Below are 15,482 nucleotides of genomic sequence, written 5' to 3'. Positions count from 1 at the left end.
ATGAGGCTATGCGGCCACGTCCGGGGAACGCTCTTCTTCAATTTTTAAGCACCAGCCAGTGACGGCGCTCCAGAACTGCTGTTCTCTTTCCAGATCCAGCAATACCAGCGCGTTCTGGCTGAACCAGTCGTGCGGGAAGCTGAGGGTCCAGTGGTTATCATCCGTGGTCAGCGTCAGAGTTGGCGGGGTAGTCGTCGCCTGACGCTGGTTGTTCAGCAGCACGCCCAGGCGCAGCAGCTGGATCAGCGGCATAAACTGTTTTTTCTTGAACAGCGTAAAGCGCGGCATGTCGTCCAGCTTGACGGCTTTACGGTGGTAGCGCACCAGCGAGGCCATCATCGTTTGCTGTTCCTGATTAAAGCCCGGTAGATCGCTGTTTTGCAGAATATACGCCGAGTGGCGGTGCATTCCGCTGTGATTGATGTTCAGCCCGACTTCATGCAGCATCGCCGCCCATTTGAGTAACGCGGCCAGCTGCGGATGCGCCAGTTTCGGATTCTGGGCCTCCCACTGATCGTAAATATGGGTGGTGGTTTCCAGCACGCGCTTCGCCTGCTCGCGGTCGATGTTGTACTGGTTAGCCAGGCTCTGTGCGGTACGGCTGCGAATATCCTGATGACGGAAACGACCTTCCATCTCATACAGCACGCCTTCGCGCAGGGCACCGTCAGACAGACGCAGCTCGCGAATAGCCAGCGCATCAAACACGCCGCAGAGGATCGCCAGCCCTGGCACAAACACCGCCTTGCGCTCTTCTGACAGTCCCGGCAGGCTCAGGGCGTCAAAGCTTTTATGCTTGAGCACCTCTTCCACCAGCATCGTCAGACGTTCCGGGGTAATAAAGCCGTCTTTTTCGCCCATCTCAACCAGCACTTCATGCGCTGCTTTAATAGTACCGGAGGCGCCGAGCGCCACGTTCCAGCCCTGCAGACGATACTGCCAGGCGAGCGTTTCCAGCTTTTGTACTGCTGCCATGCGCGCGCGTTGGAAGTTCTCGCGGGTGATGGCGCCGCCAGGGAAGTAGATCTGAGCAAAGCTAACGCAGCCCATCCGACGGCTTTCGACCAGATGCGGTTCAAAGTTTTCACCAATCACCAGCTCGGTGGATCCACCGCCGATATCGATCACCAGCTTACGGCCTTTTTCCGGCTGGGTATGTTCCACGCCCATAAAAATCAAACGTGCTTCTTCGTTACCCGAAATGATCTCGATAGGATAGGGGATCACTTTTTCTGCGCGTTTCAGGAATTCTGTCGCGTTCGATGCCTGGCGAAGCGTATGGGTGCCGACAATGCAGACGCTTGACGGGGTGAAACCCTGCAGGCGTTCGGCAAACAGCGACAGGCAGCTCAGCCCGCGCTCCATTGCTTCTTCACTGAGCATGTTGTCTGCGCCCAGTCCATCGGCCAGATGGACGCGCTGCTTCAGACGACCGATGATCTGCATTGCGCCATCCACTTCACGGGCAATGACCATGTGGAAGCTGTTAGAACCAAGGTCGACCGCGGCAAACTCCTGCGGTCGTGGGGTCTTATCGTCGTTTATCGGCATAGGTTAATCGGGTTGCTCGAGTGATTTGATATAGTCGTAAATCGCCAGCTGCGCGCGCACTTTACGGCGATTGCCGCGCGGCACATAGCGGTTACTCAGTTCTTTATCGACATAGCGTGCTTTCACGGTGTCGCTTAACAGTAAATCAACAATATCAAGAACTTGTTGTTTAAGGCGCGGATCGAGTAGCGGCGCCGCCACTTCAATTCGGTAGTCTATATTACGCGTCATCCAGTCGGCGGAAGAGAGATACACTCGCTTATCGCCGCCGTTCTCAAAAATATAGATCCGATCGTGCTCAAGATAACGGTCAACGATGCTGATGACGCGAATATTTTCACTGATGCCCTCAAGATCGGGGATCAAGGAACACATGCCGCGGATCAGGAGATTGACGATGACGCCGGAGCTGGAGGCCGCATACAGACGATCGACCAGCCCTTTATCCACCAGGTTGTTGATCTTCAGCGTGATCCCGGCTGGGCGGCCGTTTTGCGCATTGGCGATCTCTTTATCGATCATATCGTACAGCAGGCGGCGCGAGTTCTGCGGAGAAACCAGCAGGTAGTCGAAGCTGACCGGGCGATACGGGTTCTCGATAAAGTTAAACACCCGGCGCACCTCGTTGGTGATCCGCGCATCGGCGGTGAGCAGCGAGTAGTCGGTATAAATGCGCGCCGTCTTTTCATTAAAGTTACCGGTGCCGATGTGGGCGTAACGCACCACATCCTCGCCCTCTTTACGAGAGATAAGGAACAGCTTGGCGTGGATTTTCAGCCCTGGCGCGGAGAAGATAACATGCACGCCCGATTCAGTCAGACGGCGAGCCCAGTGGATGTTCGCTGCTTCATCAAAGCGAGCCTGCAGCTCTACCACCACGGTCACTTTCTTGCCGTTATGCGCGGCATGGATCATGGCATCGATGATGCGTGAATCTTTCGCCACGCGGTAGATATTAATTTTGATCGCCAGCACGTTGGGATCGAACGATGCCTGACGCATCAGTTCCAGGACGTGCTCGAAGGTGTGGTACGGATAGTAGAGCAGGACATCGCGCTCACGAATCGCGTCAAAACCGTTGCGGAACTTATCGAACCAAATATGGCGCAGGCGCGGCAGCGGCTTGTTCACCAGGTTGGCTTTGCCCACGTTCGGGAAGCCAATAAAATCTTTAAAGTTGTGATAACGACCGCCCGGCACGATGGAGTCATAGCGCGAGATGTTCAGCTTTTCACGCAGCATCTCAACCATCGCATCTGGCATATCGCGCTGATAAACAAAGCGGACTGGCTCGGCGGTCAGGCGCTGCTTCAGGCTCGACGACATCAGCTCCATCAGGCTGGCTTCCATCTCGTGCACCAGGTCGTACTCGGCGTCACGGGTCATCTTCATCGAGTATGCGTTCAACGCATCGTAATCGAAGAAGCCCTGGAAGATATCATCCAGGCAGTAGCGCAGAATGTTATCCAGCAGGATCATTGGCTTGCGGCGACGCGGCGTTTCTGGCGGCAGGTTGACGAAGCGCGGCACTTTATCCGAAGGGATCTCCAGCAGAGCGTAGCGAATGCTGTCGCCGCGGATAATCTCGACCGCCAGATAGGTGTAATCATCCTTCAGGAACTGCACCAGGTCGGTTTCGCGGTTGATCAGAATCGGGGTGATGTGCTGGCGAAGATAGTGCTTGAAGTAGTGGCGCAGCCAGCTCTGTTGGTTGACGGAGAGTTGACGCTCGTTAATCAGGAAGATTTGATTGCGTGCCATCTCCAGCAGCAGTTCATTATACAGGCCGTCGAATTCCTGATCGGCTTTCAGCACGCGGGACTGGATCTTGCCCAGCAAATGGCGTGAATTCGAGACTAACCCCTGCTCTTCGCTAATAATGATGCGCCGTTTAAGTTCAGCGAAGCGAACTTTATAGAACTCATCCAGGTTATTGGAGTAGATACCCAAAAAACGCATGCGCTCAATCAGCGGGTTGCTTTTGTCAGCCGCTTCCTGAAGTACACGCTCGTTGAATGCTAACCAGCTTAGCTCTTTCTCGATGTATAACTTTTCCTGACCCATTACTGCTCACACTCCAGTTCAATCACAGGACGTGGTAAATCCGTCTCGCCCTTATTATGGCGAGCATTTCCACAATATGTCCAACTGTGTCAGAAAAGTATGACAGTTAAATTATTTTATGAGGGTTATTAATCAGTTGGAATGAGGTAAGGGATTGCCCGGCGGCGCAGTGCCGCCGGGTGAAAGACTACTCTTCTGCTGCGTGGCCTTGCGGGGGTAAAAGGACGTCATCCAGCCAGGCCGCGCCATCGCGCATCCCGAGCCGTCCGTCGACAAACCAGCCCACCACCAGCGGGTAGATGGCATGTTCCTGGGTTTGCACCCGGGCGGTAACGTCCTCTTCGCTGTCGCCTTCGAATACCGGCACCTTCGCCTGCAGGATCACCGGGCCGCCGTCCAGTTCGTCAGTAACGAAATGGACGGAAGTACCGTGCTCTTCATCGCCGTTTTCCAGCACCTGACGGTGGGTGTGCAGGCCGGGATATTTTGGCAACAGGGAAGGGTGGATATTCAACAGACGCCCGGCATAGTGCGCGACAAACGCCGGGCTGAGGATCCGCATATAACCGGCCAACACCACCACGTCTGGCGCGTAGGCGTCGATCTCCTGCACCAGCTCGCGGTCAAACGCTTCGCGGCTGACAAACTGGGAGGCTTCGAGCGCATGCGCGGCAATACCGGCCTCGCGGGCGCGTTCAAGGCCGAATGCACCGGCCTTATTACTGAATACTGCACGAATGGTGCCGCTAATTTTCTTTTGTTTGCAGGCATCAATGATGGCCTGCAAATTACTTCCGTTACCGGAAATAAGCACCACAATATTTTTCATGCAATGACCACACGCTCTTCGGAATCAGATGCTTTGATAGTACCGATTTTCCACGCGTTTTCACCTTTCGCGTTCAGCAGCGCGAGGGCGCTCTCAACTTCACTGGCAGGCAGGGCGATAACCATCCCCACGCCGCAGTTGAAGGTGCGATACATTTCGTGATCGCTGACGTTGCCGGCATCCTGCAGCCAGTTAAACACTGCTGGCCACTGCCAGGAGGATTCGTCAATCACGGCCTGGGTGTTATCCGGTAATACACGCGGAATGTTCTCCCAGAAACCGCCGCCGGTCAGGTGGGCGATGGCGTGAACGTCGACGTTGGCGATCAGATCCAGCACCGATTTCACATAGATGCGGGTCGGTTCGAGCAGGTGATCGGCAAGCGGTTTGCCTTCCAGCTCGGTGGTCAGCGGGTCGCAGCCGCTCACTTCAACAATTTTGCGCACCAGCGAATAGCCGTTAGAGTGCGGGCCGCTGGAAGCCAGCGCGATCAGCACGTCACCGTCGGTCACTTTGCTGCCGTCGATAATTTCGGATTTTTCGACCACGCCGACGCAGAAACCGGCAACGTCGTAGTCTTCGCCGTGGTACATCCCCGGCATTTCGGCGGTTTCACCGCCCACCAACGCACAACCGGACTGCAGACAGCCTTCGGCGATGCCGGTGATCACGCTGGCAGCGGTATCCACATCCAGCTTGCCGGTCGCGTAGTAGTCGAGGAAGAACAGCGGCTCAGCGCCCTGAACCACCAGGTCGTTAACGCACATGGCAACCAGATCAACGCCGATGGTGTCGTGGCGCTTCAGATCCATCGCCAGACGTAATTTGGTGCCCACGCCGTCAGTGCCCGAGACCAGAACCGGTTCGCGATATTTTTGCGGCAGCGCACACAGTGCGCCGAATCCTCCCAGACCTCCCATCACTTCCGGGCGGCGGGTCTTTTTCACCACACCTTTGATACGGTCGACCAGCGCATTACCTGCGTCAATATCAACACCGGCATCTTTGTAGCTGAGAGAAGTTTTGTTGGTCACGGCTCGAGTCCCCACGCGATTGCATTGCGATAGTAAGAAAAATCGGCGCAATTCTAACAGTCCAGGCAAACGTTTGCGAGCCCATTCTGCAACAGAAAACAACGCGGCTAAAAATGGGCACCAAATCGGGAATGGCTGCACAAACTTGAACCCGTTCACGAAAATGAAACCGGGTACATTCTTATTCTTGCAACCCTTGTGATGAATGCACATCATTCCACTGAAACCGGTTTCTGTACTCTTTTTTGCCGATAATTAACGCTGAATGAGGGATATCGCATGTCAGGATTTAAAGAAGGTTTTCTGTGGGGCGGCGCAGTAGCGGCGCATCAACTTGAAGGCGGCTGGCAGGAGGGTGGGAAGGGCGCGAGCGTAGCGGACGTGATGACCGCTGGCGCACATGGCGTCCCGCGCGAAATTACCGACGGCGTGCTGCCGGGCAAAAACTACCCCAATCACGATGCCATCGATTTCTATCACCGCTACAAAGAAGACCTCCAGCTGTTTGCCGAACTGGGCTTTAAATGTTTTCGCACCTCGATTGCCTGGACGCGTATTTTCCCTAAGGGCGATGAACAGCAGCCCAACGAAGCAGGCCTACAGTTTTACGACGATCTGTTTGATGAGTGCCGTAAGCACGGTATCGAGCCGGTTATCACCCTGTCGCATTTTGAGATGCCTTATCACCTGGTCAGCGAGTACGGCGGCTGGCGCAACCGTAAGCTGATCGACTTCTTTGTGCGCTTTGCCAGCGTGGTGTTTGAACGTTACCAGCACAAAGTGAAGTACTGGATGACCTTCAACGAGATCAACAACCAGGCTAACTTCCACGAAGATTTCGCCCCGTTCACCAACTCCGGGTTGAAGTATCAGCCGGGCGAAGATCGTGAGCCGGTGATGTTCCAGGCGGCGCACTACGAGCTGGTCGCCAGCGCGTTGGCGGTAAAAGCCGGACGTGAGATCAACCCGTCGCTGCAGATTGGCTGCATGATAGCGATGTGCCCGATCTATCCGCTGAGCTGTGCGCCGAACGACATCATGATGGCGATGAACGCCATGCACCGCCGTTACTGGTTCACTGACGTGCACGTGCGCGGTGCGTATCCGCAGCATCTGCTCAACTACTTTGCCCGTCGCGGCTTTGAGCTGGATATCACCGAAGAGGATCGCGCAGCGCTGAAGCAGGGCTGTGTGGACTATATCGGTTTCAGTTATTACATGTCGTTTGCGACCAAAGCCACGCCAGACAACCCGCAGCTGGATTACGACGAAAGTAAAAGCCTCGTATCAAACCCTTACGTGCAGAAATCCGACTGGGGCTGGCAGATTGACCCGGTGGGCCTGCGCTACTCTCTGAACTGGTTCTGGGATCACTATCAGCTGCCGCTGTTTATTGTCGAGAACGGCTTTGGCGCCATCGACGTGCAGGAGAGTGACGGCACGGTTGACGACCAGTACCGCATTGATTATCTCGCCGCGCATATCAGTGAGATGAAAAAAGCAGTGGAAGAGGACGGCGTCGATCTGATGGGTTACACCCCGTGGGGGTGTATTGACCTCGTTTCTGCCGGCACCGGCGAAATGAAAAAACGCTACGGCTTTATTTATGTCGACAAAGACAACGAAGGTAACGGCACGCTGAACCGCAGCAAGAAAAAGTCGTTTGCCTGGTATCAGAAGGTGATTGCCAGCAACGGCGAATCGCTTTAATCGCCTGACGAGAGTTATTATCAAAACCGGAGCTCCCCCTCCGGTTTTTTTTGTCTGTTTTATAATCTCTGTCGGCCTGTAAACACTTTGCTTGATCGACGTCAAGCAAGATGGGTATGGCGCATACCGAAAAAAGCGGTATAATCCGGCGATTTTTTTTGTGGCTGCCACCCGAAGGAGAAAGAGAATGAAGATTGTGGAAGTGAAACACCCACTCGTTAAACACAAGCTGGGCCTGATGCGTGAGCATGACATCAGCACTAAGCGCTTTCGCGAACTGGCCTCTGAAGTTGGCAGCTTACTGACGTATGAAGCGACGTCCGACCTGGAAACCGAAACGGTAACCATCGAAGGCTGGAACGGCCCGGTGCAGGTTGAGCAGATCAAAGGCAAAAAAATTACCGTTGTGCCTATCCTGCGTGCAGGCCTGGGTATGATGGAAGGCGTGCTGGAGCACGTGCCAAGCGCGCGTATCAGCGTGGTCGGCATCTACCGTAACGAAGAGACGCTGGAGCCGGTTCCGTATTTCCAGAAGCTGGTGTCTAACATCGATGAGCGTATGGCGCTGGTGGTTGACCCGATGCTTGCCACCGGTGGTTCAATGATCGCCACCATCGACCTGCTGAAAAATGCAGGCTGCACCAGCATCAAGGTGCTGGTACTGGTTGCGGCACCAGAAGGCCTCGCCGCGCTGGAGAAAGCGCATCCGGACGTTGAATTGTATACCGCGTCAGTCGATCAGGGGCTGAACGAGCACGGGTACATCATCCCGGGTCTCGGCGATGCCGGCGATAAGATTTTTGGTACCAAATAATTGAATAATAAAAAAGAAGCCGACTTTGATAGTCGGCTTTTTTTTGAATAAAAAACCAACCGCTAAAAACACACAACACTTGAGGAAGACACTATGACGCGCCGTGCTATCGGGGTGAGTGAAAGACCGCCGCTTTTACAGACAATCCCGCTTAGTTTGCAGCACCTGTTCGCCATGTTTGGCGCAACCGTGCTGGTGCCAATCCTGTTCCACATTAACCCGGCCACCGTGCTGCTGTTTAACGGAGTCGGGACGCTGCTTTATCTCTTCATTTGTAAAGGGAAAATTCCGGCCTATCTGGGCTCCAGCTTTGCGTTTATCTCCCCGGTTCTGCTGCTGTTGCCGTTAGGATATGAAGTGGCGCTGGGCGGATTTATTATGTGCGGCGTGCTGTTCTGCATCGTGGCGTTTATCGTCAAGAAAGCAGGTACCGGCTGGCTGGACGTGATTTTCCCGCCTGCGGCAATGGGCGCAATCGTTGCCGTTATCGGTCTTGAGTTGGCAGGCGTTGCGGCGAGCATGGCGGGTCTGCTGCCAGCCGACGGCCAGGTACCGGATTCCAAAACCATCATCATCTCGATGGTGACGTTGGGCGTGACCGTTTTTGGCTCGGTGCTGTTCCGTGGCTTCATGGCCATTATCCCGATCCTGATTGGCGTGCTGGCGGGCTATGCGCTCTCCTTCGCCATGGGCGTAGTGGACACCGCACCAATCGCCCAGGCGCACTGGTTCGCGCTGCCGACCTTCTATACTCCGCGCTTCGAATGGTTTGCGATCTTCACCATTCTGCCTGCGGCGCTGGTGGTCATTGCCGAGCACGTCGGGCACCTGGTGGTGACGGCAAATATCGTCAAGCGCGATCTGATCCGCGACCCGGGTCTGCACCGCTCGATGTTTGCCAACGGCTTCTCAACCATTATCTCCGGGTTCTTTGGCTCCACGCCAAACACCACCTACGGCGAGAACATTGGCGTTATGGCGATCACCCGCGTGTACAGCACCTGGGTTATCGGCGGGGCGGCGATTATCGCCATCCTGCTCTCCTGCGTCGGTAAGCTGGCGGCGGCCATTCAAATCATTCCGGTTCCGGTGATGGGCGGTGTGTCTCTGCTGCTGTACGGCGTGATTGGGGCATCCGGTATCCGCGTGCTGATCGAATCCAAAGTGGATTACAGCAAAGCGCAAAACCTGATCCTCACCTCGGTGATCCTGATTATTGGCGTCAGCGGCGCGAAGGTACACATTGGTGCCGCAGAGCTGAAAGGCATGGCGCTGGCGACCATCGTCGGTATCAGCCTGAGTCTGATCTTCAAGCTGATCTCCGTTCTTCGCCCGGAAGAGACGGTGCTGGACGCTGAAGAGAGCGAAAAAGCCTCGCATTGATCGTTAAACCGGGCGGCCGATCCGCCCGGTTTCTCTCCCTGCGAGTTACGTGTTAAACTCGGTGCCGATTCCGAGTAAGACCTGGTTGAGGTATTTCTGAACGCACCGGCACAGCTCTCTTTGCCACTTTATCTTCCCGACGACGAGACTTTCGCGAGTTTCTGGCCGGGTGATAACCCCTCTCTACTGGCTGCACTGCAAAACGTGTTGCGCCAGGATCACAGCGGTTACATCTACATCTGGTCGCGTGAAGGCGCGGGCCGCAGCCATTTGCTGCATGCAGCCTGTGCCGAACTGTCCGGGCGCGGCGATGCGGTGGGTTATGTGCCGTTGGATAAACGCACCTGGTTCGTGCCGGAAGTTCTTGATGGCATGGAACAGCTTTCGCTGGTTTGCATCGACAATATCGAATGCGTGGCGGGTGATGAGCTGTGGGAAATGGCGATTTTTGATCTCTATAACCGCATTCTGGAATCGGGCAAAACCCGGCTGTTGATCACCGGCGACCGTCCACCGCGTCAGCTTAATCTGGGTCTGGCGGATCTGGCTTCACGCCTCGACTGGGGGCAAATCTACAAATTACAGCCGCTCTCTGACGAAGATAAACTGCAGGCATTGCAGCTGCGGTCGCGACTGCGCGGGTTTGAACTGCCGGAGGACGTGGGGCGTTTTCTGTTAAAACGTCTGGATCGCGAGATGCGTACTCTGTTTGTGACCCTCGATCAGCTGGATCGAGCTTCTATTACCGCACAGCGAAAATTAACTATCCCGTTCGTCAAAGAAACGCTCAATCTGTAGCCCGGCAAGCACGCGCCGCCGGGCCACTTCATGCTTAATTCACAATCTCAAGCACCTGTTCAGGCGGCCGTCCAATACGCGCTTTGCCGTTAGCCACCACAATCGGGCGCTCAATCAGCTTTGGATTGTTGACCATCGCCTGAATCAGTTCATCTTCGCTGAGATGGCTGTCATCCAGACCCAGTGAGGTATACAGATCCTCTTTCTGGCGCATTAACTCTCTGGCACTGACCATTCCCAGCTGACTCAGCAGCGTGCGCAGGGTCTGCGCATCGGGCGGCGTCTCCAGATAAAGCACCACCTGCGGGTCAATACCGTTGGATTTCAGCAGGCTCAGGGTATCGCGGCTCTTTGAGCAGCGCGGGTTATGGTAGATCGTGACGTCAGACATCTCTTCTCCTTGTTACATCTTTTCGTACGGGCGATAGCGCAGCTGCAACTGGCGCAGCTGATCGATGCGGGCATCGTAGCGCGCCTGCTGCAGACTACCCAGTTTCACCTGTGAACTGGCGCTGCTCAGCAATGAAATAGCCTGATCAAGGCGTCCGGCAAGGGCATAGCCTTCGGCGCGCGCGGCAAGCTCCTGATCGCGATGACCCAGCGCGGCTTCTGCCTGGGCCAGCAGATCCCAGCCGTTAGGATCATCTTTATTGCTAAAGGTGTAGCGGTTGAGAATGGTGGTCGCATCCTGCGGCTGCCCACCCTGTAAGTAAGCATTCGCCAGGTTTAACTGCAACACCGGATTAATGCGCAGCTCACGGGCGCCTTTAAGACGGTTAATCGCATCCTGGGCCTTGTTCTGCCCCAGATCGATATCGGTCGCCAGGTCGAGATACCAGGCATTGCCCGGCTCTGCCGTCAGCAGCGGCTGCAGCTGTTTGCGTGCTTCCGCGTAGTTGCTGGTTTCCATTGCCTGCAGTGCCCGGCCATACTGCGCCGCGCGCTGTTCACGCACGTTGCCTTTGTTCAACCCATCGAGCAGATCGTTGGTGAGCTGATTGCGCCCCGAGTTATACATCCCCAGAATTCTGACCTTCGCCATATAGAAGTCTTCTGAGGACTGCACCACCACCGGGCGCATCTGGTTTGCGCGGTTGCGGGCGTCAGAGAGACGGCTTTCAGGCAGGGGGTGGGTGAGCAAAATCTCCGGCGGACGCGAAGAATAGCGCGCCTGATCGAGTAATTTCTCGAGGAAACCTGGCATCGCCTGGGGATCGAAGCCGGAGCGTTGCAGCACCTGGATCCCGATACGGTCGGCTTCCTGTTCGTTTTGCTGGGTAAAGCTGATCATCCCCTGACGCGTTCCTGCCAGGGTACCGGTCAGCGCCGCCATCCCCGCCTGCGGACTGGCCATTGCCAGCAGGATAGAGCCCAGCGCACCAACCCAGGTGAGCGGCGCATTGCGCTTTTGATCTTCCATCGCGCGCGCCAGATGACGCTGGGTGACGTGAGAAATTTCGTGCGCCATTACCGATGCCAGCTGGCTTTCGTTATCGGAATAGCGGAATAACGCTGAATGCAGCACCACGTTTCCGCCGAAGAAGGCGAAGGCGTTGATTTCATCGTTATTAATTAAAAAGAAGTGAAAAGGGGTTTTCACCGAGTCCGCATGCGAGACCAGACGCATCCCCAGCGAATTGATGTACTGCACCAGCAGCGGGTCGTTAATCAGCGGCGCACTGCCGCGCAGCTGACGGACATAAAAGTCGCCCATCTGCATCTCCTGACCAATGGAGAGCGTGCTTCCTGCCGAGGTGCCCATGTCGGGCAATGATTCGGCAGAGTCAGCGAAAGCAGGCATCATCTGGCCTGCGGTCAGCGCAGCAATAAGCGTCGCAACCAGCGTTTTTTTCAACTGCCTGAACATAACCTCTGTCCTGTCTTTTGGGTGTGCTATTTTGACCAATGAACCTGTATATCGTTCACCGCTTGCTGCTCTGCGAGTGTAGCCGTGTCAGGACGATAAGAACATCCCCCTTTTCAGGCTTTTGCGATTTGTGACAGCGCGATAAAAAGCGAAGTCTTTTTTGTGACACTTCGATACAATTCACACTTTTCATCCAGCCATCATAATCAGGGAAGGGATGTATGCTCGAGTTATTAATGCAGTGGTACCGCCGACGCTTTAGCGACCCGGAGGCCATTGCTTTGCTGGTTATTCTGGTCGCCGGATTTGGCATTCTCTTTTTCTTTAGTGGACTGCTGGCACCGTTGCTGGTGGCGATTGTGCTTGCCTATTTGCTGGAATGGCCCACGGTTCGCCTGCAAAACATCGGCTGTTCCCGCCGCTGGGCCAGCGTCATCGTGCTGGTCTTCTTTGCCGGTATTCTGCTGTTAATGTCGTTTGTGGTGATGCCGATTGCCTGGCAGCAGGGGATCAACCTCATTCGCGATATGCCGGGGATGCTCAGTAAGCTCTCTGACTTTGCCGCTACGCTGCCGCGCCGTTATCCGGCATTGATGGATGCGGGCATTATTGATGCGATGGCGGAAAACGTCCGCACCCGCATCATGACGATGGGGGATACGGTGGTGAAATTCTCCCTCGCATCGCTGGTCGGCCTGTTGACGCTGGCAGTGTACCTGGTGCTGGTCCCGCTGATGGTCTTCTTCCTGGTGAAGGACAAAGAGCAAATGCTGAACGCGGTGCGCCGCGTATTGCCGCGCAATCGCGGGCTGGCGGGGCAGGTGTGGCAGGAGATGAACCAGCAAATTACCAACTACATTCGCGGCAAAGTGACGGAAATGATCGTCGTGGGCGTCGCCACCTGGATTGGTTTCTTTGTTTTTGGCCTCAACTATTCCCTGCTGCTGGCGGTGCTGGTCGGGTTCTCGGTGCTGATCCCCTACATCGGAGCATTTGTGGTCACTATCCCGGTGATCGGCGTCGCGCTGTTCCAGTTTGGTCTGGGCACGGAGTTCTGGAGCTGTTTCGTCGTCTATCTGATCATTCAGGGACTGGATGGCAACCTGCTGGTGCCGGTGCTGTTCTCCGAGGCGGTGAACCTGCATCCAATCGTCATTATTCTGTCCGTGGTGATTTTTGGCGGGCTGTGGGGATTCTGGGGCGTGTTCTTTGCAATCCCGCTGGCTACACTTATCAAAGCGGTGGTCCACGCCTGGCCGGATGTGCCTGCTGTTGAAGAGTAATTGTTGCCGGGTGGCGCTACGCTTACCCGGCCTACAAAACCTGTAGGCCCGTGCAAGCGTAGCGCCGCCGGGCGAAAAGCCGACTCAGGCGTTCGCTTTCACCCAGTTCAACACCACGTCGTGGTGGTTACTGGTTTTGAAATCATCAAACACATGTTCAACTTTCCCGTCGGCATCGATCAGGAAGCTGATGCGATGAATGCCGTCGTAGGTTTTGCCCATAAAGGATTTCTCACCCCAGACGCCAAATGCTTCACAGACCTGATGGTCTTCGTCAGAGAGCAGCGTAAAGTTCAGCAGCTCTTTTTCAACAAATCGGGACAGTTTTTCTGGCTTATCGGTGCTGATACCCAGCACGTCTACGCCTGCCGCTTTCAAATCGTCCATGTTATCGCGTAGACCGCACGCTTGTACGGTACAGCCTGGCGTCATGGCTTTCGGGTAGAAATAGACCAGAACACGCTGTCCCTGGAAGTCGGTTAAATTTACTTGCTCGCCGTCTTGATCGGGCAGGCTAAATTTCGGTGCGATGTCACCGGCTTTCAGTGGATTCATTGCTTAACTCCATCTTGTTCATGCTGGGAATAATTTACGACGTTTATACTGCCTTGCGCGTGTAATTCTGTACAGAGGGCTTTGAACGCTTGCTCAATATTTGATGCGTCCTGCGACGCCGGGCTATGCGCGGTGATCTGGATAAACAGCTTCGGTACAGAGTCGCCATCGCCGGGCTGGGTGCGGGAAGCCAGCTCGGCAACGTTCATTTGATGGCTGTCGAACAGTGCCGTAAAGCGTTCAATTAAATGGGGGGAGTCGGTCACTTCAACCTGCACCCACACCGTTGCAGGCATGGCCGGGCGTGGGCGGGCGTTAGTGCGCTTCATCACGATCAGCAGATCCAGCTCCGCGCCTTTTAACGGCAGGGTCGATTCAATTAAGGTGATGGCATTCCATGATCCGGAAAGCAGCATAATGAAGGTGAACTCTTCCCCCAGCATCGCCAGTCGGCTGTCTTCGATGTTACAGCCGCAGCTACTCACATGACGGGTGATGGTGTTCACAATACCCGGCCTGTCGGCACCCAGCGCAGTGATAACCAGGTAATGTTGTGATGAGGTTGTCAAACCTGTTCTTCCTTTGCGTGGTTAAGTGTTCTAAGGAAAGCATAAAAAAAACCGGCATACAATAACCTGGAGGCCTCACGTCGCTTGCTTTTATTACAGCACCAAACGTACCATTGAGGCTCTTGCACGCACAGAGGATGGCCCATGTTCACGGGAAGTATTGTTGCGCTTGTTACACCGATGGATGAGAAAGGTAATGTCTGCCGGTCAAGCCTGAAGAAACTGATTGATTATCATGTCGCCAGCGGAACCTCGGCGATTGTTTCGGTAGGGACTACCGGTGAATCTGCTACGCTGAGCCACGAAGAGCATGGTGAAGTGGTAATGATGACCCTTGAGCTGGCTGACGGACGTATTCCGGTCATTGCCGGTACGGGCGCCAACGCCACAGCTGAAGCCATCAGCCTGACCCAGCGTTTTAACGACAGCGGCGTGATCGGGTGCCTGACGGTAACCCCTTACTACAACCGCCCGACGCAGGAAGGTCTGTTCCAGCATTTCAAAGCCATCGCTGAACATACTGACTTGCCGCAAATTCTGTATAATGTGCCGTCGCGTACTGGCTGCGATATGCTGCCAGAAACGGTAGGCCGCCTCGCGAAAGTCAAAAATATTATCGGTATTAAAGAGGCGACCGGGAACTTAAGTCGCGTTCATCAGATCAAAGAGCTGGTTTCAGATGACTTTATTCTGCTGAGTGGTGATGATGCGACCTCGCTGGACTTTATGCAGCTCGGCGGCCACGGTGTGATTTCCGTGACCACCAACGTTGCAGCCCGCGATATGGCCGAAATGTGTAAACTGGCCGCGGCCGGTCATTTCAATGAAGCACGCGTGATTAACCAGCGTCTGATGCCGCTGCACAACAAATTATTTGTCGAGCCCAATCCTATCCCAGTGAAATGGGCATGTAAGGAATTGGGACTTGTAGCGACCGACACGCTGCGCCTGCCGATGACCCCGATTACCGACTACGGTCGTGAAACGGTCACTGGCGCGCTGAAGCATGCCGGTTTGCTGTAAAG

The 15,482-nt window shown here is 55.1% G+C and carries 14 protein-coding genes; 6 read left to right on the top strand and 8 right to left on the bottom strand.

From position 1 onward, the window contains the following. Positions 1 to 6: 6 nt before the first annotated feature. The 4 genes from ppx to purM form a co-directional block, all read right to left on the bottom strand. Positions 7 to 1,551 (bottom strand): exopolyphosphatase, encoded by a 1,545-nt coding sequence (ppx, locus tag M8013_RS17275; protein ID WP_271269012.1) that lies wholly within the window; start codon positions 1,549 to 1,551, stop codon positions 7 to 9. A gap of 3 nt (positions 1,552 to 1,554) precedes the next feature. After that, positions 1,555 to 3,615 (bottom strand): polyphosphate kinase 1, encoded by a 2,061-nt coding sequence (gene ppk1, locus M8013_RS17270; RefSeq protein WP_271269011.1) that lies wholly within the window; start codon positions 3,613 to 3,615, stop codon positions 1,555 to 1,557. A gap of 187 nt (positions 3,616 to 3,802) precedes the next feature. Then, positions 3,803 to 4,444 (bottom strand): phosphoribosylglycinamide formyltransferase, encoded by a 642-nt coding sequence (gene purN, locus M8013_RS17265; protein ID WP_271269010.1) that lies wholly within the window; start codon positions 4,442 to 4,444, stop codon positions 3,803 to 3,805. Then, positions 4,441 to 5,478: a phosphoribosylformylglycinamidine cyclo-ligase gene (gene purM, locus M8013_RS17260; RefSeq protein WP_271269009.1), complete on the bottom strand. Its 1,038-nt coding sequence runs from the start codon at positions 5,476 to 5,478 to the stop codon at positions 4,441 to 4,443. Before purM ends, purN begins: the two co-directional genes overlap by 4 nt. A gap of 279 nt (positions 5,479 to 5,757) precedes the next feature. Between purM and M8013_RS17255 the strand changes: the two genes are divergently transcribed. From M8013_RS17255 to M8013_RS17240, 4 genes are all read left to right on the top strand, one after another. After that, complete coding sequence (locus tag M8013_RS17255) at positions 5,758 to 7,188, top strand: 6-phospho-beta-glucosidase (RefSeq protein WP_271269008.1); 1,431 nt, start codon at positions 5,758 to 5,760, stop codon at positions 7,186 to 7,188. Between the two features lie 187 nt (positions 7,189 to 7,375). Then, entirely contained in the window at positions 7,376 to 8,002 is a 627-nt protein-coding gene (upp, locus tag M8013_RS17250; RefSeq protein ID WP_271269007.1) for a uracil phosphoribosyltransferase, read from the top strand. Between the two features lie 93 nt (positions 8,003 to 8,095). Continuing rightward, positions 8,096 to 9,385 carry a uracil permease gene (gene uraA, locus M8013_RS17245; protein ID WP_271269006.1) on the top strand — a complete coding sequence of 430 codons (1,290 nt, stop codon included), beginning with the start codon at positions 8,096 to 8,098 and terminating at the stop codon, positions 9,383 to 9,385. 96 nt (positions 9,386 to 9,481) lie between these two features. After that, positions 9,482 to 10,183: a DnaA inactivator Hda gene (locus M8013_RS17240; protein WP_271269107.1), complete on the top strand. Its 702-nt coding sequence runs from the start codon at positions 9,482 to 9,484 to the stop codon at positions 10,181 to 10,183. A 34-nt stretch (positions 10,184 to 10,217) separates the two neighbouring features. On the opposite strand, the gene arsC is transcribed toward M8013_RS17240, so the two are convergent. Together arsC and bepA are read right to left on the bottom strand one after the other, a co-directional pair. Continuing rightward, positions 10,218 to 10,574 carry an arsenate reductase (glutaredoxin) gene (gene arsC / locus M8013_RS17235; protein ID WP_271269005.1) on the bottom strand — a complete coding sequence of 119 codons (357 nt, stop codon included), beginning with the start codon at positions 10,572 to 10,574 and terminating at the stop codon, positions 10,218 to 10,220. 12 nt (positions 10,575 to 10,586) lie between these two features. After that, positions 10,587 to 12,050, bottom strand: coding sequence for a beta-barrel assembly-enhancing protease (gene bepA / locus M8013_RS17230; protein ID WP_271269004.1), 1,464 nt, complete (start codon positions 12,048 to 12,050; stop codon positions 10,587 to 10,589). Between the two features lie 221 nt (positions 12,051 to 12,271). Here bepA and M8013_RS17225 point away from each other — a divergent pair, with 221 nt between their 5' ends. Then, on the top strand, positions 12,272 to 13,333 hold the full coding sequence (locus M8013_RS17225) for an AI-2E family transporter (RefSeq protein WP_271269003.1): 1,062 nt from the start codon (positions 12,272 to 12,274) through the stop codon (positions 13,331 to 13,333). Between the two features lie 84 nt (positions 13,334 to 13,417). Here M8013_RS17225 and bcp read toward each other — a convergent pair whose 3' ends face one another. Together bcp and M8013_RS17215 are read right to left on the bottom strand one after the other, a co-directional pair. Then, positions 13,418 to 13,888, bottom strand: coding sequence for a thioredoxin-dependent thiol peroxidase (bcp, locus tag M8013_RS17220; protein ID WP_271269002.1), 471 nt, complete (start codon positions 13,886 to 13,888; stop codon positions 13,418 to 13,420). Beyond that, on the bottom strand, positions 13,885 to 14,457 hold the full coding sequence (locus M8013_RS17215; protein WP_271269001.1) for a glycine cleavage system transcriptional repressor: 573 nt from the start codon (positions 14,455 to 14,457) through the stop codon (positions 13,885 to 13,887). The genes bcp and M8013_RS17215 overlap by 4 nt, the downstream gene beginning before the upstream one ends. A 144-nt stretch (positions 14,458 to 14,601) precedes the next feature. Here M8013_RS17215 and dapA point away from each other — a divergent pair, with 144 nt between their 5' ends. Continuing rightward, entirely contained in the window at positions 14,602 to 15,480 is an 879-nt protein-coding gene (gene dapA / locus M8013_RS17210) for a 4-hydroxy-tetrahydrodipicolinate synthase (RefSeq protein WP_271269000.1), read from the top strand. The last annotated feature ends 2 nt before the right edge of the window (positions 15,481 to 15,482 follow it).

It is taken from the genome of Silvania confinis (assembly GCF_025564085.1).
Taxonomy (GTDB): domain Bacteria; phylum Pseudomonadota; class Gammaproteobacteria; order Enterobacterales; family Enterobacteriaceae; genus Enterobacter; species Enterobacter confinis.
The sequence above is the reverse complement of the archived record's forward strand: the minus strand, read 5'-3'. Positions and strand labels throughout refer to the sequence as shown.

Excerpts from the sequence above, each read along its gene's own strand:
- ppx (WP_271269012.1), bottom strand. The coding sequence starts at position 1,551 with ATGCCGATAAACGACGATAAGACCCCACGACCGCAGGAGTTTGCCGCG.
- ppk1 (WP_271269011.1), bottom strand. The coding sequence starts at position 3,615 with ATGGGTCAGGAAAAGTTATACATCGAGAAAGAGCTAAGCTGGTTAGCA.
- purN (WP_271269010.1), bottom strand. The coding sequence starts at position 4,444 with ATGAAAAATATTGTGGTGCTTATTTCCGGTAACGGAAGTAATTTGCAG.
- M8013_RS17255 (WP_271269008.1), top strand. The coding sequence starts at position 5,758 with ATGTCAGGATTTAAAGAAGGTTTTCTGTGGGGCGGCGCAGTAGCGGCG.
- upp (WP_271269007.1), top strand. The coding sequence starts at position 7,376 with ATGAAGATTGTGGAAGTGAAACACCCACTCGTTAAACACAAGCTGGGC.
- uraA (WP_271269006.1), top strand. The coding sequence starts at position 8,096 with ATGACGCGCCGTGCTATCGGGGTGAGTGAAAGACCGCCGCTTTTACAG.
- arsC (WP_271269005.1), bottom strand. The coding sequence starts at position 10,574 with ATGTCTGACGTCACGATCTACCATAACCCGCGCTGCTCAAAGAGCCGC.
- bepA (WP_271269004.1), bottom strand. The coding sequence starts at position 12,050 with ATGTTCAGGCAGTTGAAAAAAACGCTGGTTGCGACGCTTATTGCTGCG.
- M8013_RS17225 (WP_271269003.1), top strand. The coding sequence starts at position 12,272 with ATGCTCGAGTTATTAATGCAGTGGTACCGCCGACGCTTTAGCGACCCG.
- bcp (WP_271269002.1), bottom strand. The coding sequence starts at position 13,888 with ATGAATCCACTGAAAGCCGGTGACATCGCACCGAAATTTAGCCTGCCC.
- dapA (WP_271269000.1), top strand. The coding sequence starts at position 14,602 with ATGTTCACGGGAAGTATTGTTGCGCTTGTTACACCGATGGATGAGAAA.